This window comes from Mesorhizobium sp. 131-2-1 (genome assembly GCF_016756535.1).
Lineage (GTDB): Bacteria > Pseudomonadota > Alphaproteobacteria > Rhizobiales > Rhizobiaceae > Mesorhizobium.
The window spans coordinates 4528702-4549790 of record NZ_AP023247.1 but is presented as its reverse complement, the minus strand read 5'-3'; the positions used below and the strand labels follow the sequence as shown (position 1 = coordinate 4549790).

At 66.3% G+C, this 21089-nt stretch carries 19 protein-coding genes; 7 read left to right on the top strand and 12 right to left on the bottom strand.

Annotated features, from left to right (window positions below; translation table 11 throughout):
• Window position 1: 1 nt before the first annotated feature.
• Together JG743_RS22130 and JG743_RS22125 are read right to left on the bottom strand one after the other, a co-directional pair.
• On the bottom strand, window positions 2–1813 hold the full coding sequence (locus tag JG743_RS22130; protein WP_202292867.1) for a bifunctional alpha/beta hydrolase/class I SAM-dependent methyltransferase: 1812 nt from the start codon (window positions 1811–1813) through the stop codon (window positions 2–4).
• Window positions 1810–2415: a CDP-alcohol phosphatidyltransferase family protein gene (locus JG743_RS22125; RefSeq protein ID WP_202292866.1), complete on the bottom strand. Its 606-nt coding sequence runs from the start codon at window positions 2413–2415 to the stop codon at window positions 1810–1812. The genes JG743_RS22130 and JG743_RS22125 overlap by 4 nt, the downstream gene beginning before the upstream one ends.
• Before the next feature lie 1073 nt (window positions 2416–3488).
• On the opposite strand from JG743_RS22125, the gene JG743_RS22120 reads away from it, so the two are divergent.
• Window positions 3489–4226, top strand: a complete 738-nt coding sequence (locus tag JG743_RS22120; RefSeq protein ID WP_202292865.1) for a class I SAM-dependent methyltransferase — start codon at window positions 3489–3491, stop codon at window positions 4224–4226.
• 101 nt (window positions 4227–4327) lie between these two features.
• Window positions 4328–5866 carry a winged helix-turn-helix domain-containing tetratricopeptide repeat protein gene (locus JG743_RS22115; protein WP_202292864.1) on the top strand — a complete coding sequence of 513 codons (1539 nt, stop codon included), beginning with the start codon at window positions 4328–4330 and terminating at the stop codon, window positions 5864–5866.
• 43 nt (window positions 5867–5909) lie between these two features.
• Here the strand turns inward: JG743_RS22115 and JG743_RS22110 are convergent, their stop codons facing one another.
• Both JG743_RS22110 and JG743_RS22105 read right to left on the bottom strand, forming a co-directional pair.
• On the bottom strand, window positions 5910–6203 hold the full coding sequence (locus JG743_RS22110; RefSeq protein WP_202292863.1) for a hypothetical protein: 294 nt from the start codon (window positions 6201–6203) through the stop codon (window positions 5910–5912).
• Between the two features lie 248 nt (window positions 6204–6451).
• Complete coding sequence (locus JG743_RS22105; RefSeq protein WP_244672864.1) at window positions 6452–6937, bottom strand: hypothetical protein; 486 nt, start codon at window positions 6935–6937, stop codon at window positions 6452–6454.
• Window positions 6938–7224: 287 nt separating this feature from the next.
• On the opposite strand from JG743_RS22105, the gene JG743_RS34190 reads away from it, so the two are divergent.
• Entirely contained in the window at window positions 7225–8790 is a 1566-nt protein-coding gene (locus JG743_RS34190; RefSeq protein WP_244672863.1) for an alpha/beta hydrolase, read from the top strand.
• A 44-nt stretch (window positions 8791–8834) separates the two neighbouring features.
• On the opposite strand, the gene JG743_RS22095 is transcribed toward JG743_RS34190, so the two are convergent.
• From JG743_RS22095 to JG743_RS22070, 6 genes are all read right to left on the bottom strand, one after another.
• Window positions 8835–10079: an MFS transporter gene (locus JG743_RS22095; protein ID WP_202292862.1), complete on the bottom strand. Its 1245-nt coding sequence runs from the start codon at window positions 10077–10079 to the stop codon at window positions 8835–8837.
• Window positions 10076–10543 carry a MaoC family dehydratase gene (locus JG743_RS22090; RefSeq protein ID WP_244672862.1) on the bottom strand — a complete coding sequence of 156 codons (468 nt, stop codon included), beginning with the start codon at window positions 10541–10543 and terminating at the stop codon, window positions 10076–10078. The genes JG743_RS22095 and JG743_RS22090 overlap by 4 nt, the downstream gene beginning before the upstream one ends.
• 2 nt (window positions 10544–10545) lie before the next feature.
• Window positions 10546–11835, bottom strand: coding sequence for an NAD(P)/FAD-dependent oxidoreductase (locus JG743_RS22085; protein WP_202292861.1), 1290 nt, complete (start codon window positions 11833–11835; stop codon window positions 10546–10548).
• Between the two features lie 9 nt (window positions 11836–11844).
• Window positions 11845–13074 carry a flavin-containing monooxygenase gene (locus tag JG743_RS22080; protein WP_202292860.1) on the bottom strand — a complete coding sequence of 410 codons (1230 nt, stop codon included), beginning with the start codon at window positions 13072–13074 and terminating at the stop codon, window positions 11845–11847.
• Window positions 13075–13148: 74 nt separating this feature from the next.
• The gene (locus tag JG743_RS22075) at window positions 13149–13727 is read right to left on the bottom strand and encodes an OsmC family protein (protein WP_244672861.1); all 579 of its coding nucleotides are present in this window, start codon (window positions 13725–13727) and stop codon (window positions 13149–13151) included.
• 269 nt (window positions 13728–13996) lie between these two features.
• Complete coding sequence (locus JG743_RS22070) at window positions 13997–14233, bottom strand: hypothetical protein (protein WP_202292858.1); 237 nt, start codon at window positions 14231–14233, stop codon at window positions 13997–13999.
• 196 nt (window positions 14234–14429) lie between these two features.
• Here JG743_RS22070 and JG743_RS22065 point away from each other — a divergent pair, with 196 nt between their 5' ends.
• Window positions 14430–15806: an NfeD family protein gene (locus JG743_RS22065; protein ID WP_202292857.1), complete on the top strand. Its 1377-nt coding sequence runs from the start codon at window positions 14430–14432 to the stop codon at window positions 15804–15806.
• Entirely contained in the window at window positions 15803–16561 is a 759-nt protein-coding gene (locus JG743_RS22060; protein WP_202292856.1) for a slipin family protein, read from the top strand. Before JG743_RS22065 ends, JG743_RS22060 begins: the two co-directional genes overlap by 4 nt.
• Window positions 16562–16748: 187 nt before the next feature.
• Here JG743_RS22060 and JG743_RS22055 read toward each other — a convergent pair whose 3' ends face one another.
• The gene (locus JG743_RS22055) at window positions 16749–17438 is read right to left on the bottom strand and encodes a gamma-glutamylcyclotransferase (RefSeq protein WP_244672860.1); all 690 of its coding nucleotides are present in this window, start codon (window positions 17436–17438) and stop codon (window positions 16749–16751) included.
• Window positions 17439–17837: 399 nt separating this feature from the next.
• Here JG743_RS22055 and JG743_RS22050 point away from each other — a divergent pair, with 399 nt between their 5' ends.
• Complete coding sequence (locus JG743_RS22050; RefSeq protein ID WP_202292854.1) at window positions 17838–18965, top strand: hypothetical protein; 1128 nt, start codon at window positions 17838–17840, stop codon at window positions 18963–18965.
• A 60-nt stretch (window positions 18966–19025) separates the two neighbouring features.
• On the opposite strand, the gene JG743_RS22045 is transcribed toward JG743_RS22050, so the two are convergent.
• Window positions 19026–19955, bottom strand: a complete 930-nt coding sequence (locus JG743_RS22045) for a LysR family transcriptional regulator (RefSeq protein ID WP_202292853.1) — start codon at window positions 19953–19955, stop codon at window positions 19026–19028.
• 97 nt (window positions 19956–20052) lie between these two features.
• Between JG743_RS22045 and JG743_RS22040 the strand changes: the two genes are divergently transcribed.
• Window positions 20053–21063, top strand: a complete 1011-nt coding sequence (locus JG743_RS22040) for a zinc-dependent alcohol dehydrogenase family protein (RefSeq protein WP_202292852.1) — start codon at window positions 20053–20055, stop codon at window positions 21061–21063.
• The last annotated feature ends 26 nt before the right edge of the window (window positions 21064–21089 follow it).

Genomic DNA, 21089 nt, shown 5'->3' with positions numbered 1-21089 from the left:
CTCAGACGCGCCGGGCGACCGAGACGGTGAAGATGCCCCACTGGTCGATGCGTTGGTCGATCTTCTCGAAGCCGGCGGCCTGCACCAGCTGGTCCATCTCGCCCTGCGTGCGCCGCCGCATTACCCAGGCCTGGCCGCCGCGATGCGAGGTCAGGCTGCGCGCGATCATCTCCAGCTGCGGGTGCCAGGGCTGGTTGGTGTAGATCAACAGCGCGCCGGGCTGCATGGCGCTGGCCAACCCACCGAGCGAGCGGGAAATCAGCGCATTGTCGGCGAAGAGCTCGTAGAGGCCGGAGACGATGGCGAGGTCCGGCGCCGGCTTCAGCGCGGCCAGCATCGCAGCGTCGAAAGCGTCGGCCTGGCGGAAGGTGACGCTGGTCGGCAGGTGCCGTTCGGCGATCAGCTTGGTGCCGAGCCCGACATTGAGCTCGGAATAGTCCTGCAACCGCACACTCGCCGGGGGCGTCGGGCATTTGGCGACGGCATCGAGCACGTAGCGGCCATGGCCGGCGGCGATATCGACGATGTGCACGGGCCGGCCGGCGGCCTTGAGCTGCGCCGCGGCATTGTCGATCAATTCCTCCAGATGGAGCTTGCGCTGGCGGATGCCCCGCCAGCCGATGGCGTCGAGGAAGGTGCGGTCGACCATGCGGCCGATATGGCTGACGCCGCGTGCCTCGTTCTCATAGACATAGTCGAGCGTCGAGCCGGAATCGAAACCGGTGGTAATCCCGGTCTTCAGGCCGTTGGAGAACCAGGAGCCGATGCGGATGAAGGCGCGGCTCAATGCCCAGTAGAGACCTTTCGGCGAGAGCAGCGGCAGCGGCGAGGCGAGCCTGTCGGCCTCGTCGCGCGTGTACCCAGCGCGGTCGGCCGCTGTGAGGTCGATCGGTTTTTCCGGCGCCGAAAACTGCTTTTCCAGGAACGGCCGGATCAGGTCGAGCGCGTATTTGCGATCGCGCTCGCCGAGCGTGTCGTGGAAGAAGTCGGGCAGCACGTGCCGCTCCTTGGCCGGGCTTGCGAGGTTGACGAAGAATTCGTGCTGCGGCCCGTGCCGCACCACCCAGTCGGCGCCCGAGATCAGCAATTGCGTCGGCACGGTGATGGCGCGCGCGTCCGCGACGATGCGGGCCGCATGCGTGTAGAGCTCGACCAGTATGTTGGAGGCGATCGGCCTTGTGATCAGCGTGTCGGCGTCGAAGGAGGCGATGCGCTCCGGATCATGCGTCAGGAATTTCGCCTTGACGTAGGAGTTGACGAAGAAGCGCCCCTTGAGCCGCTGCCATAGCGCGATGCCTTCCTTGGCGAAGGGCACGTAGAGCTTGACCGAAAAGGCCGGCGACGCCACCACCAACGCGCGGATGTCCGGTGCGTAGTCGTGCACCCAGGCCGCGGCGAGCACTGCGCCGAAGGACTGCGCGATGAGTGCTACGTCGCGCTGGGAAAAACCGTCGCGGGCGATCTCGTGGACGAAACAGTCGATATCGCGCACCAGCGCGGCGAAGGACGGTGCGTAGCCGCGCTCGCCGGCCGAGCGGCCGTTGCCGCGCGCGTCCCAGGCGTAGAAGGCGTAGCCGGGCATCGCGAGCTCGTCGACCAGATGCGCCATCCGGCCGCCATGCTCGTGGCCGCGATGGAAGAGAAGGATGGCGCCCTTGGGCTTCTCGCCCACCGCCGGCCAGTAGCGGTAGAAGATCTCGGTGCCGTCATGGGTCTTGAAGGTCCGCTCCTCGGCCACCCGTTCGAGGTTCGCCGGCGCCGCAGCGGCGATATTCTGCTGATGGATCATGGTGTTGCCCCCGAGGTCGGTCATTGCTCGACTGCTCCTCTAAGGCCGCTGCGTATCCGGTTGATGGCGGTCGCCAGCGACAGTGTTGCGACCGCCGGAAACACAAAGGGCGTGAGTGCTGCCGGCCAAAGGCCGAAGGCGATGAGCGCGCCGATGACGCCGAGCGCCAGCGCCCGGTCGCTCTTGCCAAACGGCCCGGCGTAATCGCGCTTGGCGCCAGCGGCGATCCCGAGCACGCCGGCGAATTCGACGATGACCGCCATGACCGCGAAGGCGACCACACCCCAAGCCGGGAAGAGTACGGCGAATGCGAGAATCAGCGCCAGGTCCGAGATGACGTCGCAGAGCTCGTTGAGATACATGCCGAGTTTTGAAGCTTGCCCATGTTCCCGCGCGAGCATTCCGTCGATGGCGTTGAGCGCCATGCGCGTGAACAGCACCACCGGCATCAGCAGGAACACCGCGGGATGGGCCGCGAAGGCGGCCGCCACCACGCCGGTGGCCACGGAAAGGCCTGCGGCGAGCAGCGTGATCTGGTTGGCGGTGACGCCGGCCCCGGCCAGGCGATCGGCCAACGGCCGCAGCCTCGCCTGGAAGGCCGGTTTCAACGCGTAAAGCGTCAGCATTTGCGATTCCCCAACCGCGCCCGCGCATGATCCCATGCGCCAATACCCCGGCCGCTACTCCGGCTGGAGGCGCGGCACCGCAATGAGGATGGTCAATCGGCGGACAAGACGCAAGGGCGGCGAGCGCCAAATGCGCTGACGGCTGGGCGATGTCTTCCTTGCCATGCGGCAAGGCGGCTCAAATCCGCGTTTCGAGAGGACCCGGCCAGGAGCGGGCGGTGCACAGGATCGTGCCCGCCCGTCCGGCGCCGCCGCCAAGCTGTTGAAACCCCGTCCGTCCCCAACAGCTACGGTTATGGCGTGACCAGTGGCTTCGGAATATCCATCGGCGGCGTGCCCTGTCAACGCCGCCTCCCGGGCCGTCCGAGCGCCTGTTTTGCCCCCGGTGGACCGCCTCCGGGCGGCTGCGCGACCACGCAATTGCTGTGCCTGAATGCCCGGAAAAGCCGGTTTTCCATTCGGCCACTGCGGCTGCCGGCACGGCAGCTTCCAACTATGCGCTTGAATCGGCTTGTCTTTCGCCGGCTGAGGCTTTTCGGTCCGGCATTATCAACCTGACTTTTTTTGGGTGTATCTGGGGAAGCGGAGTTTGGAGGCTGGCGACGGCGGCGGAGCCGCCAATCTCCCTCAAGCGGCGGGCATGCCCGGCAGGCCAGAAGGGCCGCTGTCTCGCACGTCTGTTGCCTGATTCGCGCTTCATTTTTGGCCATTTCTTTAGCCGGATCACAAAGCTGCGATCCCTTACGCCCTCTGAAACGCCGGACGCCTTCTCCACGGGGAGGATTGGCCGTCACCTTGGCTTTCGCCAGCCGCCAACGGTCGCGGACCCTCTGTGAACCGCTTCATGGTGCGCCGACGCCAACCGGTGCAGAAGGACGGAACCGAAGCGCGGGGGCGCGATGGCCGGGCGGCTTGCATCGCTTGCCGCCTCGCCTTGGGTATTGCGTATCGCCGCCGCCGTGCTTCGGCCGCCATGCAGCTTCCATCCCGCCAATCTCAGCCGAATTTCAGCCCGGCATCACGACGGCCGGCCGGATCCGGGGCAGGCTGAGCGGAAACGGGAAGGAAACATCATGGCGCAGGCGCAAGGCACGGCACATTGGGACGAGAACCATTCCCGCGGCTTCCTCAACAACGGGCGCTATTTCGTGCCGGAACGCGAGCGCCAGATCGAGATCATCGCCGACCTCATCCCGCAACCCGAGCCGGGCGCCCTGCTGGTCGAACTGTGTTCAGGCGAAGGGCTGCTCAGCCGCGCGCTGCTGGAGCGCTTTCCTGACTGCAGCGTCCTGGCGCTCGACGGTTCGGCCGAGATGCTGGAGCAGACTCTGGCCACCTGCCGCGACCATGCCGGCCGCCTGACCACCGCCGCCTTCGAGCTGGCGCAGCACGACTGGCGGACCTTCTCCGAGCCGCCGCAGGCCATCGTCTCCTCGCTCGCCATCCATCATCTCGACGGCCGCCAGAAGCAGGAGCTGTTTGCCGACCTCGCGGCGGCGCTCAGGCCGGGCGGCGTGCTGGTGGTGGCCGACATTGTGCGCCCGCCGAGCGCAAGCGGGCTCGGCATCGCCGCGCGGCAATGGGACGAGGCGGTGCGTGCGCGGGCGCTGGCCATCGACGGCGATCTCGCGGCCTTCGCCGAGTTCAACCGCCTCGGCTGGAACTATTTCCGCAATCCGGACGGCGAGCCGATCGACAAGCCGTCCTCGCTGGCCGAGCAGCTTTCCTGGCTTGCGCAAGCGGGCTTCAGCGAAGTCGACTGCGCCTGGCTGTTTGCCGGCCACGCCATCTTCAGCGGGCGAAAGCCTTGATGTCTTGGGGCGGGCGTGATGTCTTCGAACATGCGAGGGCCGTGACAGACTCCTAGCCGTCGCGCGGATCGAATTGGTTTGACGTCTCCTTGAGGGGCGACATGACGACGTTCGAATTCTCCGGCCACAGGCTCGATCTGCACAAGGGCAGGCTGCAGAGGGGCGGGCACGACGTCGACCTGCGCGCCAAGTCGCTCTCGCTGCTTACCTACCTGCTGGAAAATGCCGGCCGCGTCATCGGCAAGGACGAGCTTGTCAATGCGGTCTGGCCGAACATCGCCGTTTCCGACGATTCGCTCACCCAATGTATGAAGGACATCCGCAAGGTGCTCGGCGCCGAGGCCGATGGCCTGATCCGCACCGTGTTGCGGCGCGGCTATGTGATCGACGAGGAGCGCGTGCGCCGCCTCGAGGATCGGGTTCCCACCGCGGCCGGGGAGGGGACGGCCGACGACAGGCCGTCGATCGCGGTGCTGCCCTTCGAGAACCTCAGCGGCGACCCGGCGCAGGACTATTTCGCCGACGGTATGGTCGACGAGATCACCACGGCGCTGTCGCGCATGCGCTGGCTGTTCGTCATCGCCCGCAATTCGAGCTTCGCCTACAAGGGCGAGGCCGACGGGGTGAAACGGGCCGGAGCCGAACTCGGCGTGCGCTACGTGCTGACCGGCAGCGTGCGCAAGGCCGGCGATCACATCCGCCTCACCGGACAGCTCATCGACTCCGCTTCCGGCAAGACCATCTGGGCCGACCGCTACGACGGCACCATGGCCGATGTGTTCGACCTGCAGGACCGCATCACTGAAAGCGTCGTCGGCGCCATCCAGCCGTCCATCCTGTCGGCCGAGATCGAGCGTTCGCGGCGCAAGCGGCCGGAAAGCCTCGCCGCCTACGACTACGTGCTGCGCGCCTTTCCGCTCACCTGGTCGCTCGAGCGCGCGCAGAACGAGGAGGCCGGCACGCTGCTTGAACGTGCGATTGCGATCGAGCCGGATTATCCGCTGGCGCTTTCGCTACTGGCCTGGTGCCATCTGCAGCGCGCGGGCTACCGCTGGACCGAAACGCCGGCCGCCTCCCGGGAGGAGGGCCTGCGCCTGGCGCAGAAGGGCGCGGCGCTATCCGGCGACGACCCGATGGTCCTTGCGGTGCTCGGCGCGGCGCATTCCTTTGCCCGCGACTACGATGTCGCCGACATGCATCTGGCGCGGGCGCGCGCGCTCGATCCGAATTCCGCCTGGGCCTGGCTGCGCAGCGCCTGGCTGGACGTCTATCGCGAGCGGCCCGAGGCGGCGATCGAGAAGTTCGAGCATTTCGAACGGCTGAGCCCGCGCGACCCGATGGGCTACATGGCCGAGATCGGCATCGGCGCCGCGCATTTCGTCGCCGCGCGCTATGACGAGGCGGTGGCCCTGACGCAGCGCGGCCTTAGCCAGCAGCCGGGCGCCTGGTGGGGACTGCGCCTGCTGGTCACGGCGCTGGTTCATGCCGGTCGCAAGGACGAGGCACGGCACGCTTGCCGCAGGCTCATGGAAACCTACCCGGGCCTCACCATTACCAGGGTTGGCGACGCCTCGCCCTTCGAAGCGGGCACGAGCGAACGCATCGCCGCCGGCCTGCGCGAGGCCGGCCTGCCGGACTGACCATGATCCGGAACCAGATCCGGTGCGGGGCTTGCGCCGGTGCTCAGCATTCGCGGCGATGGCGGCGATCATCTACTATCTGCGCAAGCACGCCGGTGGGGTCGCGGTCGACAGGCAGTGTCAGCGCGTTCTCGACGTCGAAGGCGGTCAGGCCGATGTCGCGGCGCTCGCATTCGCTCATGGCGGCAAGCGCGGCTAGCTCGCCGCGTGCCTTCCAGAAGCGCGGCAGCCACAACAGCGCCGATACGGCAGCGGCCGCCAACTTGTAAGGCTGTGAAGGGGCGGCCTGGCGCCGGTTGTGAGCAGTGGCGCCGATGAAGGAAACGATCGTGGTCATGGCCTTGATCTCCGTCTCGAACTGTCCTCTGTGACAGCAAGGCCGAGGATAGTTGGCGCCAGGCTGGAGATCGTGATGCTCCGGCGAAACTTCAGGGAAATTGCGACGAAAACCGCGGGCGGTTCGGGGGAGGCGCGCACCGATAGGTAACGGCCGCGATCCTTGGCGAGCGCAATCTCCCTCGGGAGGGGGAGATTGGCAGCTTCAACGCCGCGCGCCTGAGTTTTGTTCTCGGCCGGGTGCCGCCTTCAGTCTGCGCCTTCGGAAGCCTTGCCGCATTCCGCCAGCACCTTGCCGATCGCCGCGCTCGAGCCGGTAAGCGAAAAACTGTTCTCGCCATATTTGTCGGACGTGACGGTGACCTCGCCCTTGCCGCGCAGCAAGGCGAGCAGCGGGTCGGCGCTGCTGAACTGCGTTGTGAAATAGTTGTACATCGCCTCGAGTTCGAGCGTCTTCGCCACCGTCTTGCCGCCGGCCTTGAACGCGAACGCAGCGTTGATGCCGGGCTCAAGCTGCGGGCCGGCTTCGCCGAGATCGTAGCTCAGCGTCGGCTTGCCGAAGCAAGTCAGCATCAGATGCGCGCCGCCAGTCGGTCCGCCGCACACCGACGCCGTCAGCACGCTGCCGCCCTCGTCCTCCTCCATCTTGGCGCTCCAGCCGCAGGAGGCGGCATGGGCCGGCAGGGCGGCTGCCAGGGCGCCCAAGACGATGACTATCGCCAATACGCTTCGCATGATTTCCCCCCATCGAGACATTCGTGGCGGCGGGATCATACAGGGCAATTGATTGGGTGGCAGCACCGAGATTGACGAAAGCGGTGGTGACGGCCATCTCCCTCGCAACGAAGGATCGGTAGCTTCAATGCCGTCGCCCCACCAATGTAACCCATCGCACATTCCGCGCGCGCTTCTTGTCGTATCGGCTTCCGTAAATTAGCCGATTTTGATATTGCGGTGCGGTCTTCTCTCGCCGCGTCGATGAGGAGCCTGGGGCAAATGGCAGTTGAAGGATGTCCGGCCGCATGACCGACAGTCCGCAAGCCGGGCTGCTGGAACTGCGCATGCTCGGCGATTTCCAGGTGGTCCGCGATGGCGTGCTGCTCGACCTGCCGCCGTCACGGAAGACCCGAGCCCTCCTCGCCTACCTCGCCGCCACCAGCCGGCCGCACCAGCGCGAGCGGCTTTGCGAGATCTTCTGGGACATTCCTGACGATCCGCGCGGTGCCCTGCGCTGGAGCCTGTCCAAGATCCGCCAGGTGCTGGGTAGCGACGAATCCGTCCTGCTCGCCGACCGCAACGCCGTCGCGCTCAAGGTCGAGACGGACTATGCCCGGCTGCGGTCGCTGGTGAAGGCCGATCTGTCATCCCGGCCGACGCAGGAGCTCGAGGCCGTGGTCGGTTCGATCCGTGGCGATTTCCTCGCCGATCTCTCGCTCGAGCGCAGCTCCGGATACGAAGCCTGGCGCAAGTCGATCGCCAGCGAGGTCGAGATCGTTGAAATCGGCATATTGCGCGAACTGGTCGAGCGCCTTGCCGAGGAGCCGAGGCGGGCGCTGCCGCTGGCCCAGCGCTTGCACCGCCTGGTACCGGAGGATGTAGGCCTGGCTGCCGAGATCGAGGCGCTGGAGGAGAAGGTCCGAGTGGCGGCCGCCCAGCCGACGGGACGCTCGCCGCAACCCGGCGCAAGCGTCGCGGCCCGATCGCCAGCGCCGGCAAAGAGCCTGACGGCCGCGCAGGACCCGGGCCGCGCCGTCCATTTCTGCCGTGGCCTCGACGGCACGAGGCTGGCCTATGCCAAGACCGGCACCGGCCCAACGATCCTTCGCGCGGCCCATTGGATGTCGCATCTCACCTTCGACTGGGACAGCCCGATCTGGCGGCACTGGATGTCGGAACTTTCGCGCGAGAACCAGCTGGTGCGCTACGACGAGCGCTGCAACGGGCTCTCGCAACGCCACGTCCTCGATGTCTCGTTCGACACCATGGTGTCGGACCTCGAATGCGTGGTCGAGGCAGCCGGGCTCGACCGCTTTACGCTTCTTGGCCTCTCGCAGAGCTGCGCGGTGTCGATCGCCTACGCCATACGCAATCCCGAGAAGGTCTCGGGCATGATCCTCTATGGCGGCTATGTCAAAGGCTGGCGGGCGCGCGGCGATGCGGGTGAGATCGCGACCCGCGAGGCGATCGCAACGCTGATGCGCGAAGGCTGGGGCAAGGCGAACCCGATGTTCCGCCAGGTGTTCTGCTCCATGTTCATCCCCGGCGCCACCCATGAGCATTTTGGCTGGATGGACGATCTGATGCAGCGCACCATATCGCCGGAGGACGCGTTTCGCCTGCAAAGCGCCTTCTCCGTGATCGACGTCAGTGCTCTCCTCGAACAGGTGCGGGTGCCGACGCTGGTGTTGCACGCGCGCGAAGACAACGTCGCCCCGGTCGAATCCGGGCGCACCATGGCCGCGGGCATTCCCGGCGCGCGCTTCTTCGAGCTGGAAAGCCGCAACCACATCCTGCTCGAGGGAGAGCCGGCCTTTGACGAGTTTATCGCCCATGTCCGGGCGTTCGTCGCCGAGACGGCTGGATCGTAGGCGCTTTCACGATCGCGAAATTTCACCGCCGATACGAACCATGTTCATCGCTTGCCGCCTGCCATCTTCGCCGCATCGGCCAAGCGCCGAAGCGCCAGCATCGCGGCCACGCCGGCAAACGGGCCAGGTACCAGCATGAGGAAAGCCCAGCGCCAGCCGAGCCAGTCCGCCACATGCGGCAGCAGCCAGATCGCCAGCACCGTCAGCCCGAAGCCCGATCCAAGCTGTACCGAGAGCGCCGTGCCGACGAAACGGCGGTCGGCAAGCTCGGTGACCGCCGCCGAGAACTGTGCGGAATCGCCGATCACCGAAATACCCCAGACGACGATCACCAGCCCCAACAGCCAAAGCGGCCCGTCGAAGACGAAACCGACCGCCAGCGCGCAGAGGCCGGACACCATCATCATGCCGGCATTGGTGAGGCTGCGGCCGAAGCGGTCTGAAAGCACGCCGCCGAGCAGGCAGCCCCCGGCGCCGGCGGCGATGGCGAGGAACGTCAGCAGCGAGGCGAGCGCAGGAGAGGGATGGTGCTGCGCCTCGAGCGCGGCGCGCACATAGGCGATCAGCCAGGCCCACATCGCATAGAGCTCCCACATGTGGCCGAGGTAGCCGATATTGACCAGCATCAGCGCCCGGTCGCGGAAGATGGCGCCGATCCGGCGCGGTTCGAAGACAGCCTTGCCGAAAGGATGCGGCCCCTCGCTTGCGAACCAGAACAGCATCGAACCGACGAGCGCGGCCGAGCTCGCGCCCAGCACCACAAAGTGCCAGTCGAACGAGCCGGCCAGCGCCCGGAACAGATGCGGCAGCGAGGATCCAAGCGTCAGCGCGCCGATCAGGGCGCCGAGCGCCAGCCCCCGGCCGCGCGCGAACCATGTGGACACAAGCTTCAGGGCCGGCGGATAGACGCCGGCCAGCGCGACGCCGGTCAAGATGCGCGCGGCAACGACGCTGGCAGGCGCCGGCTGCAGCAGAAGCGAGGCATTGGCCGCCGCCGCCACGAGCGCCGAGATCGCCATCAGCCGGTTGAGCCTGACGATGTCGGGCAGGTTGAGCAGGCTGGCGGCCAGTGCGCCGGCGACGAAGCCGATCTGCACGCCATTGGTCAGCCAGATGTCGATCGGCCCGGACAGGCGCCATGCCGCCTTGAGCTCGGCCGTGATCGCCGTTGCCGAGAACCAGGTGGTCAGCGAGAGCACGACGGCCAGGCACAACAGCCCGAGCATCCCCCAGCGGCGCATTTCCTCGGGAAGGTCGGCCGATGCGAGCTCGGAGCGCCAGAGCGTCATTGCGATGGGTCAGCTTTGGCCAGCGGCACGGTGAATACCGTCGCGGTGCCGGTCAGGCAGATGTCGCCCGCCTCGTTGCGCACCGACGTCTCCAGCTTTGTGATCGGCTTGTCGGCGCGCACCTCCTTGACCTCGACGCGGCCGGTGATCAGTTCGCCGACGCCGACGGCCTTGACGAATTTCCATGCGACTTCGAGGAACACCGAGCCCGGGCCGGGGAGATCTTCCGCCACCAGCGCGTTGAGGATGCCCGAAGTGACGCCGCCCTGAACGATCAGCTTGCCGAACACCGATGCCTCGGCAAGCTCCTTGTCGTAATGCAGCGGGTTGCGGTCGCCGGTCATGTCGGTGAACGCCTCGACGTCCTCAAAACCGGTGCGCCGCGAGCGCTCGGCGAAAGCGCCCACCTGCGGCCGGCCGTTTACGATGCCGATCCAGCCGTCCTTCATCATATGTGCGGTCATGGTCATGCTCCCGTTCGGTTGCGATAGAGGCTCGAGCCGGCCGTGGCCGGTGCCTTGTCCTGGTTTGCCGGTGCCCGATAGGTCGCCGCTTGCGACGGGGGCGCCCCGCGGCGGGCAGGCAGCGCCTGTCCGGCGAGCATCTGGACCTCGGCCTTCAGCACCGCGCTGAAGCGACGATGCCGCTCGCCGAGTTTGGCAAGCGTCCAGTCGAAGCCGGCGATGGCGTCTGTGGTATCGAGGATCTGGTTGGCGAAGAGGTTGCGCTCCTGCCGATACGCCTCGAACGCCAAGGGCGAGCCGTCGATGATGGCGCGTGCCAGGCTCTCGGCATCGCGCAGCGCATCGGAAATGCCGTGCGAGGTGATTGGGTCGCGGAAGAAGCCGGCATCGCCGACCAGCGCCCAGCCAGGACCGTGCGCCTGGCGCAGGTAACCCGGCACGCCACGGAACGCCTGCAGCCGAACATCCTTCGGCGCCCGGCCCGCCTGTTCGGCAAGCGCAGGCGAGAGCGCTCCCAGCACCTCCATGCGCGCGCGGCCATGATCTCGGCGGAAGTGCTCGTCGAACAGCCGTGTTGGCACCGAGGCGACGATGCAGGCGAGCCCGTCATTGGTCGGGATGAGCGAGCCGGCGATGCCGTCGCGAAAATACCAGTGGTAGTCCGCGCCTGGCTCGACGGGCGCGTAGCCGTAGACATGGGCGGCCGACACGGTCCCCTGTCGCAGTGCCCGCGCGTTGCTGCGTTTGGCCACCAGCGAGCCGATGCCGTCGGCGCCGATCACAATGTCGGCGCTCAGCTGCAAGACGTCGCGGCCGGCAGCGCGGATCTCGACGCCGCGCACGCGCCCGCGCACATCGGCAAACAGATCGGCGACCGCCATATCATGCAGGAACTCCGCGCCGGCCTTGCGCGCGGCGTCGACCAGGATGCGGTCGAGCACGGTGCGCCGCGGCGCGATCAGGCCGGGAAGGTCGGGCCCGGCTTTGAGCGGGATGGTGATCTCCTCGTCGCCGTAATGGAAGGTCGTCGCCTCGATCAGCGGCGTGCCGGCCCTGAGCAGCGGCTCGAGCAGGCCCCAGCGCGAAAGCTGCAAGACGGCCGGCCGCATCAGCGCATGCGTCGACAGCGTGTCTGAGCCGTACGGTCTGCGGTCGATCGAAAGCACCTTGAGGCCGGCGCGGGCGAGCAGCAGAGCCGTCGAGGCGCCGGCGCAGCGCGCGCCGACGATGACGGCGTCGTAATGGGTGCGCTTGGGCGTGGGTGGAAGGGAACGGATCGTGGTTATCGGCATAGTGAGTCCTCAGGCGGCGGCTTGGCGGCCGTTGCGATCGAGATAAAGCGAGACCTCGGCGGCGATCGCCCGCGCATCCGTGCCGACGCCGCCGATGAAATTGGAATCGCGTTTGCGCAGGAAGCGGAAGCCGAGCGCATAAAGACCGGGAACGCTGGTGACGCCCCCGTGGTGCGCCAACTCGCCGTCGGCGCCCAGCGTAAGCGGCTCGAGCCATTTGAAGGAGCGGGCGTAGCCGGTCGCCCAGACGATCGTACCGATCGATCCGTCGGTCAGCGAAAGCCGTCGCGCATAGGTCGAAGGCACGATCACCGGCTCGCGCCGGCCTGGTCGTGCATCGCCGGCGAAGCGGTCGATCTCGCCGAGCAGGCGCGTCTGCTTCGCCTCCGCCGACGCCACTTGCGCCGCGAGATCATCGGCGAAGGCGATCCCGCCGCTGGCAATCCCACGCACGCGGCCGGTTAGCTCGACGCCAAGCGCTTGCAAGGTGGCGAGGTCGACGTCCGCCCGGTCGGGCCGGCCGGCGAGCTGCAGCGAAGGCTGGCGCCTGGCGCTGTCGGGGTTGGCGAGGTCGTCCGGGCGCTGTGTCATGAAACCCATCTCGCGGAGCCAGAAGAAGATGTCCCTGTCGCGCCAGCGCCTCGGCAGGCGCGTGTGCTTGCCGACCGAGAGCAGGACGCGCCGCCCGGCGCGGGCGAGCTCATCGGCGATCTGCACGCCGGAGGAGGAAGCGCCGACAATCAGCACGCCGCCGGGCGGCAGTTCGCCAGCAGAGCGATAGCGCGAAGCGTGGATGCTGAGCGGCCCGCCCACGGCATCGAGCGCGAAAGGGATGATCGGCTGGTCGCAATGGCCGGTGGCGACCACGACAGCCTTTGCCAACCAGTCGCCGGCACTTGTTTCGAGCACAAAGCCGTTGCCGGTCCGCCTGCAGGAAAGAACCTCGACGCCGCATTCGACCGGCGCCTGCCAACGCCGGGCGTAGGCCTCCAGCCTATACACGAAGGCGAATTTGCCCATGAAGCCGTCGGGATCGTCGCCCTGATAGGGCGAGCCCGGCAGCGCGTTCAGCCAGTTGGGCGTCAACAGCCGCAGCGAGTGCCAGCTCTGCGAGCGCCAGCGTTCGCCGATGCGGCCGCGCTCCAGCACGGCATGCTCGATGCCGATCCGGCCGAGGCAATGGCTGAGCGCAAGGCCGGCCTGGCCCGCGCCAACGATGATGACGTCAGCCCGTTTCATGGTTCTTTCCATTGGCAGGGAGGAGACGGTCCGGTCCGGACCGTCTTCCCCGGCGGATCATCAGCGGCTCGGGATTACTGGATGGTCTTGATCCCGACCGTGACCGGCACGCCCTTGGTCAGGACGTCGAAGACGGCCGAGCGTGCGCGAGCCTGTTCGACCAGCTGGTTAAGCTTCTCGGCCGGCGCGTCGCCTTCAACCTCGAACGACACCTGGATGTTCTGGAAGCCATTGCGCACTTCGTCGGAGATGCCGAGGATGCCGCGCAGGTCGATGTCGCCGTCGACCGAGCACTTGACACGGGTGAGCTTGATGCCGCGCGCGGCTGCGATGTTGGCCAACCCCGCCATCAGACAGCTCGCCAGCCCATGCAGCAGCCATTCGACCGGGGTCGGCGCGTTGTCGGCGCCGCACAGGATCGCAGGATGATCGCTGTCGGCATAGAACGGCTTTTCGTGCTTCTGCTCCTGCCCGGCGCCGTGGAAGCCATGCATGACGCTCTTGCTGTGCGTGCCCTCGATCCATTCGTTGTGGGCGCGGAACTGGAACTTCGCCAGTTCCGGCTGGCCGGCCACGAAATTGATCGTCGCGAGCAGGTTCGGCGTGTCGACGCCATTGAGCGGAACGCGTACAGGTTTGGTCTCGGGTTGCATGTGACTACTCCAAAGGTTGCTTTTGCGGCTTGGTTGCCGTGACGCCTTCATTTGGCGGTCGAGCGTTTGAACGAGAGTGGGTGCGAGCGTGGAATTTTTGATACGCCCACCGTGGAAATTGCATCGCCGTTTCATTTTTGACGGGGCCCGATCAAAAGCATCCAGTTGTCAGGTGCGCTCGCCCGGCGGCGCACCGAAACGGAAAACCCCGGCGATGCCGGGGCTTCTCGTTCCGCGTTACGGCCGCTTCCGCGCCGCCGAAGCGGCCTTCAGCGGTGCATGCCATCCGGGTCTGACCGCGTATGGCGCACCGAGGTGTAGTGCTCGATCTGCCAGCGGTTGATGCCCATGTCCTTGAGCAGAAAGTCCGGCATGGCCTGCATCGCGGCGCGTTCGCTACGCATTTTCATGGCGCGATAGGCCAGGCCGAGAGCGCGGCCGGCGAAGCCGGGTAGGCCGAAGCCCGCCCGGCCGGTTTCGCAGGTGGTTCGATCCAAAGTCGTCATAGTCGTCTCCATCGGTTGCAGGCGCGTTCGTTCGCGCCGTCGGCGGAGACAATGCGGAATGGGCGAGGGAGCCAACGTTGGAGCCCGCGTCGAAATTGCCGTGGAATCGTAATTGAGGCCAACGCGCCCGAGCTCCTCGGCCCTTATTGGACTTCGCGCGGGCACAACCCCATATTGAATCCAAGGAGCTTTGAGCGTGAGACTCGCGCGGTTGGTCCTTCTCGTCGCGGCCTGCGTGGCCGCCGCGGTCCTTTTTTCCTTTCCTTCAACCGGGGCGGTGGGCGGGAAGGTCGCGCTGAGCGTCGCCATTGACGGCGCCATCGGGCCGGCGAGCACCAGGCAGCTCGAGGAGGCGCTCGACACCGCCGCCAAACGCAACGCCGCGGTCCTCATCCTTCAACTCGACACGCCGGGCGGCCTGGTTACCTCGATGCGCGAGATGATCGCCGACATCCTGGCCTCGCCGGTGCCCGTCATCGGCTATGTCGCGCCGGCTGGCGGCCATGCGGCCAGCGCCGGCACCTACATCCTCTACGCCACGCATGTCGCGGCGATGGCGCCGGGCACCAACCTGGGCGCGGCGACACCGGTCGAGATAGGCGGGCTGCCGTCGCTTCCCGGTGGTGAGAAGGACAAGGACCAGAAGGACGCCAGCGGACGGCCGGAGGGCGACGCGATGATGGCCAAGGTCACCAATGACGCGGTGGCGCTCATCCGCTCGCTTGCCGAACTGCGCGGGCGCAATGGCGACTGGGGCGAAAAGGCGGTGCGCGAGGCGGCGAGCCTGTCGGCCAATGCCGCATTGCAGGAACATGTCATCGACTTCGTCGCCCGCGACACCACCGAGCTTTTGCAATTGGCCGACGGGCGCACCATCGACGTGGCCGGCAAGAAGCAGGTCCTGGCGACGAAAGGCCTCGCCGTCGAGACGCTGGAGCCCGGCTGGTTCATCCGGCTGCTTTCCGTGATCACCGATCCGAACATCGCCGTCATCCTGATGCTGGTCGGCGTCTACGGTCTCGTGTTCGAATTCACCAGCCCCGGCGCGGTGGCGCCCGGCGTCATCGGCACCATCTGCCTCGTGCTCGGCCTCTATGCGCTCAACCTGTTGCCGATCAACTATACCGGCCTTGCGCTGATGCTACTCGGCGTCGCTTTCCTGATCATCGAGGCCTTCAATCCCACCGTGGTGCTGGGGCTGGGCGGCGTCGCCGCCTTCCTGCTTGGCTCGGCCATGCTGCTCAAGGTCGAGGGTCCGGGCTTTGCCATGTCGTGGGCAGTCATCGGCCCCGCCGCCGCGCTGACCCTGGGGCTGGCGCTGCTTACCGGAACCTATGTCTGGGCGGCGCGCAAGAACCCGCCGCGTGTCGGCGGCGAGGCGATGCGCGGCCTGCCCGTCGAGATCCTCGACTGGCAGGGCGGCGAGGGCCATGTGCTGGCCTTGGGCGAGCGCTGGCGGGCGAGGGCCGACGGGCCCGTCGCGCCCGGCGACAGCGTCGAGGTGACCGAGGTCGGCGATCTCGTGCTGACAGTCAGGCGTCGCGGCGCGAACAACAACGGAGCAATCAAATGATGGTCGGTTACGTCGCCTATCTGGTCCTTGCGGTGGCCGTGATCATATTCCTGTCGGTGGCCATCCGCATCCTGAGGGAGTATGAGCGCGGCGTGGTCTTCACGCTCGGCCGCTTCACCGCGGTCAAGGGTCCCGGCCTCATCATCCTCATCCCCTTCGTCCAGCAGATGGTGCGGGTGGACCTGCGCGTCGTGGTGCAGGACGTGCCGCCGCAGGACGTGATCTCGCGCGACAATGTCTCGGTGAAGGTCAACGCCGTGCTCTATTTCCGCATCGTCGATGCCGAGCGGGCGATCATCCAGGTCGAGGATTTCATGGCCGCCACCAACCAGCTGGCGCAGACCACGCTGCGCTCGGTGCTCGGCAAGCATGAGCTCGACGAGATGCTGGCCGAGCGCGACAAGCTCAACAACGACATCCAGGAGATCCTCGACCAGCGCACCGATGCCTGGGGCATCAAGGTCTCCAATGTCGAGATCAAGCATGTCGATCTCAACGAGAGCATGATCCGCGCCATCGCCAAGCAGGCCGAGGCCGAACGCCTGCGCCGCGCCAAGGTGATCAACGCCGATGGCGAGCAGCAGGCAGCGGCCAAGCTGGTCGAGGCCGGCCGCATGCTGGCGGCCGAGCCGCAGGCCATGCAATTGCGCTATTTCGAGGCCCTGCACGACATCGCCGGCGAGCGCTCGTCGACGGTGGTGTTCCCGCTGCCGGTGGATCTGCTCGGGCAGTTTTTGAAGGGGCAGGGGAAGTGATGCGCGGCTCTACCTTCTCCCCTTGTGGGAGAAGGTGGATCGGCGCGCGCGCCGAGACGGATGAGGGGTGTTGGACGGATCGCCGTCCTTGCCAAGCTGGAGCACCCCTCATCCGTCGCCTTCGGCGACACCTTCTCCCACAAGGGGAGGAGGGGAAGCGTAGCTCCCGCCGCATCGCCCGGCTCGGTCACGGATGCGACGAAGTAAGCTTGTCTGCAACAAGCGACTGCAAGCGCCACAAGTTGCGATCCCGAATGCCCAAGGCCTCCAATTGCGAGATTGTGTTGTGAAGATATTCTGCGCACGACCCTGCGTGGCCACAGGCTCTTGCCAAAATGCCGGCCGTCTCATCCAGGGTAAGGCCTCCCATATAGTTGCCTCCCTTTCGGTTGACGACGAAGGCAATGGCTCGAACGAGCCCTTGAGATGTCTGAACCTGCAGCCAGCGGTAGCCGTGGGTGAACGGCTTGCTGGACGGCCTCACCGGCATTTCGCGCCGGACAAGTTTTCCGAGTTGGGCCTCAACCGTGTCCTCCGCCAGCCGTAGGGCCATCCCCCTGCACTGGCCTCCCCGGTCGAGCCCCATCATCAGGCCTGGCTGGTCGACAGTTCCGCGCCAATCTCGCATGCGAATACAGAACGAACGGTGCCACCCCGGCACTACGCCCGCACGTTCCTCCACGTGCTCCACGGCCGGGTTCCAGAGAAGTGAGCCATAGGCGAAAATCCACACATCCCGTCCATCAGGACGCGTTGCCAGCATTTCCCGAACGATGGCGTTCCACTCGGTTTCGGTATTGCGAACCAGATCCGGGGGCGGACCGGTATTCTCAATCGCGCGAATTGTACGCGCGACCAAATCAGCTGTTAGTGCCATCTGGCGTCGCGCTCGCGGCATACCTCTCGAATCCCACGTGAAGTTCAACAAACCCGTGCAGCAATATTACTGCCGCTGCCGATGTTGGAAAACCACTCTTTGGCGAGTCGTCGCGAGCTACAGCAGGCGCGAAATGCTTTTCCAAGAAGCCGCGCAAGGTCTTCTCACCGGGCGCCTTTGCTCGAAACTCGTTTCCTCGTGCTCGGATCGAATTCGAAGGCCAAATGCGACAGGCTGAATTATGCAAAGGCCCCCTGAGGGGGAGATGCCCGGCAGGGCAGAGGGGGTGCCTCGCGCTAACCTCAGATCACCTTCTCCGATTGCCGTCTGGCCGTCGCAAAATAGCCGCTGTTGCCGGAAATCCTACCGGCTCCAACAGCGTGGCCCCGGGGGAGAGTCATGATGAGATTTTCGATAATGGTGGGTCTTGCGCTCGCAAGCTCCATGGCGCGGGCGGGCGACAACATCCCCTATTCGCCCTCCGCTGACGTCCCCGACTATGTCGCGACCATAACGGTCCAACCATTGGTAGGACCGACCGCAGCCCATACGAGGATCGTCACGCATCATGGCGGCTGGGTCCGTGTGGAGGAAATGCAAGCCACAACCTATGGAAATCCGGCAAGGCAGATATCAGTCACTTTCGGCGGAGACTCCCAGACAGGCTATTCGCCTGTTTCGATAAGTCGTGAGACATCGACATCCTACGAGCGAATTCGCAGGGTCATCGAAACCGGACAGACCGAGACGCACGGTGGCGAGCGATGCGATGTACGGGAAGTCCAGCGGCGCGATCCAGACAGGTCAGAACCCGGGCTGAAATGGCTGAGTTGCGTGACAGCCGATGGTATCGAGATTGCCACCAAGGTGTTTGTGAACGGTTCGCCGTTTCGTCAGACAACGCTTGTCAAACTCAAACGCCGGCCTGTGTCCGCCGAGGAGGTCGCGCTGCCTGCCAAGCTGCTCGACGTCGCCCAATGGCTGCACTTCGACGACCAGCCGGCTGCGGCTGCCGTTAAGCGGCCGCCGGATTTTGCCATGCGCATGCAATGGAAAGGTGCGGTCAGGGTCATGCGCCGGCACGATCCGTGGATCTACGATCAAATATCCTATCCGGATGGACGACGAAGACTGAGCATCCGGAACACCCGAACGGGACAGGGCCTATTCTTCAATGCAGCCAAGGGCGGCGCGTTCGAGGGCCTCTCCCTTTGCCAGAAATGCGCGTCCGGAGATGTAATGCCTATTATCCCTGGCCATGCCATCATCCCAGAGAGCTTGGGTCGCACGGATAGCATTCTCGGCGAGCCATGCGAGTGGTTCGACATGGCGCCACGCACGTTTGATGTCAACCATTCGCAATGTCTGACGCCGGACAAGATCCCGTTGGAAATCGGCATCGGCGGGGCGTGGGGGCCGCGCGAGGAATTTGTCGCCGATGAGATCCAGCGCCGTGACCTCAAACCCGAAGAGATCCTTCCGCCCTGTGATGTTCTGACACGATCGAACTGGGACATTCCGGGATAGGCCGGAAACCGGCGAAAGCGGTTGGCGGCCATCTTCCCGCGAAGACGGAATTCAGCAGCCTCACCGCCGCCAGGGCGGCTCCGGCGCGAAGCGCTTGCCGATCCAGTCGGCGAAGGCGCGGGTCTTGGCGGCCTGGCCCTTGGCTGACGGCATGACGACATAGACCGCGCCTTCGTCGGCCAGCGTCCAGTCCTCCAGGATCGGCACCAGCCGTCCGTCGGCGAGCTCGCGGCCGACCAGCCAGTCGGTGCTCATCATCAGGCCGACGCCTTGTACGGCTGCGTCGACCAGCACCTCGGCATCGTCGGTGACGAGCGGCCCCGACACCTCGACGCGCGCGCGCCGGCCTTCGCGGTCGGTCATCTCCCAGGCCGGAAAGGTCTGGAAGCCGGAGAAGCCGAGGCAGGCATGTTCGAGCAGCGCCTGCGGTGTTTCCGGCCTGCCCATTCTGGCGAGGTAGGAGGGGGCGGCGCAGAGCAGCCGGCGCCGTGTCGCCACCTTGCGCGCCACCAGGCGTGAATCCTCCAGCGCGCCGAGCCGCACCGCCACGTCGAAATTCTCGGCGACGAGGTCGGCGAACCGGTTGGAGAATTCGGCCTCGATGCGGACATCGGGAAATTCGGCGAGGAATTGAGGCAGCAGCGGCGCGATCCACATGCGCCCGAACGTGCCGGGCAGCGACAGCCTGAGCAGGCCTCGCGGGCCGCCGCCGGCATGGGCGGAAGCGGCGGCCTCGGCCTCGTCGACAGAGGCGAGGATGGCGCGCACGCGCACCAGGAACTCGGCGCCTGCTTCGGTCAGCGACACGCTGCGCGTCGTGCGGGAGAGCAGCCGGACCCCCAGCCGCTCCTCCAGCGATTGCAGGCGCCGCGACAGGATGGTGGCGTCGCGCCCGACACGCGCCGCTGCCCTGGTGAAGGAGTGCGCCTCGGCGATGGCCGCGAAGGCGGCCATTTCGGCAAGGGTCGCCGGTTCATGGGATTGCTGCATATCTCGCAATACTCAAATGTAGAAGCCAAGGATTATCCAGAAATAACGCAGCAACTAGCTTCACTCAACCGATCAATCGTCACACCGGAGTGAACCCATGAAAGCCATCGAACTGAGCCAGCCGAGGCTCGACGCCTTCCGCGCCGCCACCGTGGCCACGCCCGAACCACAGCGTGGCGAGGTGCTGATCCGCCAGCGTGCGGCGAGCCTCAACTTCGTCGATGTCGCGGTGGCGAGCGGCAACTATCCCGGCCCGAGCTTCCCGCTCATTCCCGTCGCCGACGGCGCCGGCGAGATCGTCGCGCTCGGCGAGGGCGTCACCCGGTTCGCTATTGGCGACCGCGTCGTCGCCCATGCCAAGCCGCGCTGGATCGGCGGCCGGCCGCGGCCTTACGAGATGACGCAGATGCGCGGCATCTCGCTGCCCGGATCGCTGGCCGAATATGTCGCGCTGCCGGCCAATTCGGTTGTGGCGATCCCGGCGCATCTGTCCTTCGAGGCGGCCTCGACGCTGCCGATCGCCGGCACCACGGCCTGGAACGCCATCCGCGTCGCCGATATCGGGCCGGGCTCGGTGGTCGTGCTGCTCGGCACCGGCGGCGTCTCGATCTTCACCCTCCAACTTGCCAAGGCCGCCGGCGCCACCGTCATCATCACCTCGTCGTCGGACGAGAAGCTGGAGCGGGCGAAGGCGCTCGGCGCCGATCACCTGATCAACTACCGCGCGACGCCAGACTGGGACGGCAAGGTGCTGGAACTGACCGACGGCCTCGGCGCCGACCTCGTCGTCGAGACCGGCGGCACCGCCACCTTCGCCCGCGCCGTCAACGCCACCGCGCCCGGCGGCACGCTGTTCACCATCGGCTTCGTCACCGGCGCCGAGGCAACGGTCAATCTGCTGCCGATCATCATCAAGGCGCTCAAGGTGATCGGCAACAACACCGGGTCGGTGTCCGACCTCAAGGACGCCACCCGCGCCATCGGCGCCGCCGGTATCGAGCCGGTCGTCGACAAGGTGTTTTCACAGAACGAAGCGGCCGAAGCCTACGCCCACATGGCCGCCGGCGGCCGGCATTTCGGCAAGCTGGTCTTCGGACTGGAGTGGTAGGCGGCTGCTGGAGATTGGCGAACCGG

What these genes read in the sequence shown, in the direction of transcription:
- JG743_RS22130 (WP_202292867.1), bottom strand. Translation starts at nt 1,813, where the DNA reads ATGACCGACCTCGGGGGCAACACCATGATCCATCAGCAGAATATCGCC.
- JG743_RS22125 (WP_202292866.1), bottom strand. Translation starts at nt 2,415, where the DNA reads ATGCTGACGCTTTACGCGTTGAAACCGGCCTTCCAGGCGAGGCTGCGG.
- JG743_RS22120 (WP_202292865.1), top strand. Translation starts at nt 3,489, where the DNA reads ATGGCGCAGGCGCAAGGCACGGCACATTGGGACGAGAACCATTCCCGC.
- JG743_RS22115 (WP_202292864.1), top strand. Translation starts at nt 4,328, where the DNA reads ATGACGACGTTCGAATTCTCCGGCCACAGGCTCGATCTGCACAAGGGC.
- JG743_RS22110 (WP_202292863.1), bottom strand. Translation starts at nt 6,203, where the DNA reads ATGACCACGATCGTTTCCTTCATCGGCGCCACTGCTCACAACCGGCGC.
- JG743_RS22105 (WP_244672864.1), bottom strand. Translation starts at nt 6,937, where the DNA reads ATGCGAAGCGTATTGGCGATAGTCATCGTCTTGGGCGCCCTGGCAGCC.
- JG743_RS34190 (WP_244672863.1), top strand. Translation starts at nt 7,225, where the DNA reads ATGACCGACAGTCCGCAAGCCGGGCTGCTGGAACTGCGCATGCTCGGC.
- JG743_RS22095 (WP_202292862.1), bottom strand. Translation starts at nt 10,079, where the DNA reads ATGACGCTCTGGCGCTCCGAGCTCGCATCGGCCGACCTTCCCGAGGAA.
- JG743_RS22090 (WP_244672862.1), bottom strand. Translation starts at nt 10,543, where the DNA reads ATGACCGCACATATGATGAAGGACGGCTGGATCGGCATCGTAAACGGC.
- JG743_RS22085 (WP_202292861.1), bottom strand. Translation starts at nt 11,835, where the DNA reads ATGCCGATAACCACGATCCGTTCCCTTCCACCCACGCCCAAGCGCACC.
- JG743_RS22080 (WP_202292860.1), bottom strand. Translation starts at nt 13,074, where the DNA reads ATGAAACGGGCTGACGTCATCATCGTTGGCGCGGGCCAGGCCGGCCTT.
- JG743_RS22075 (WP_244672861.1), bottom strand. Translation starts at nt 13,727, where the DNA reads ATGCAACCCGAGACCAAACCTGTACGCGTTCCGCTCAATGGCGTCGAC.
- JG743_RS22070 (WP_202292858.1), bottom strand. Translation starts at nt 14,233, where the DNA reads ATGACGACTTTGGATCGAACCACCTGCGAAACCGGCCGGGCGGGCTTC.
- JG743_RS22060 (WP_202292856.1), top strand. Translation starts at nt 15,803, where the DNA reads ATGATGGTCGGTTACGTCGCCTATCTGGTCCTTGCGGTGGCCGTGATC.
- JG743_RS22055 (WP_244672860.1), bottom strand. Translation starts at nt 17,438, where the DNA reads ATGGCACTAACAGCTGATTTGGTCGCGCGTACAATTCGCGCGATTGAG.
- JG743_RS22050 (WP_202292854.1), top strand. Translation starts at nt 17,838, where the DNA reads ATGATGAGATTTTCGATAATGGTGGGTCTTGCGCTCGCAAGCTCCATG.
- JG743_RS22045 (WP_202292853.1), bottom strand. Translation starts at nt 19,955, where the DNA reads ATGCAGCAATCCCATGAACCGGCGACCCTTGCCGAAATGGCCGCCTTC.
- JG743_RS22040 (WP_202292852.1), top strand. Translation starts at nt 20,053, where the DNA reads ATGAAAGCCATCGAACTGAGCCAGCCGAGGCTCGACGCCTTCCGCGCC.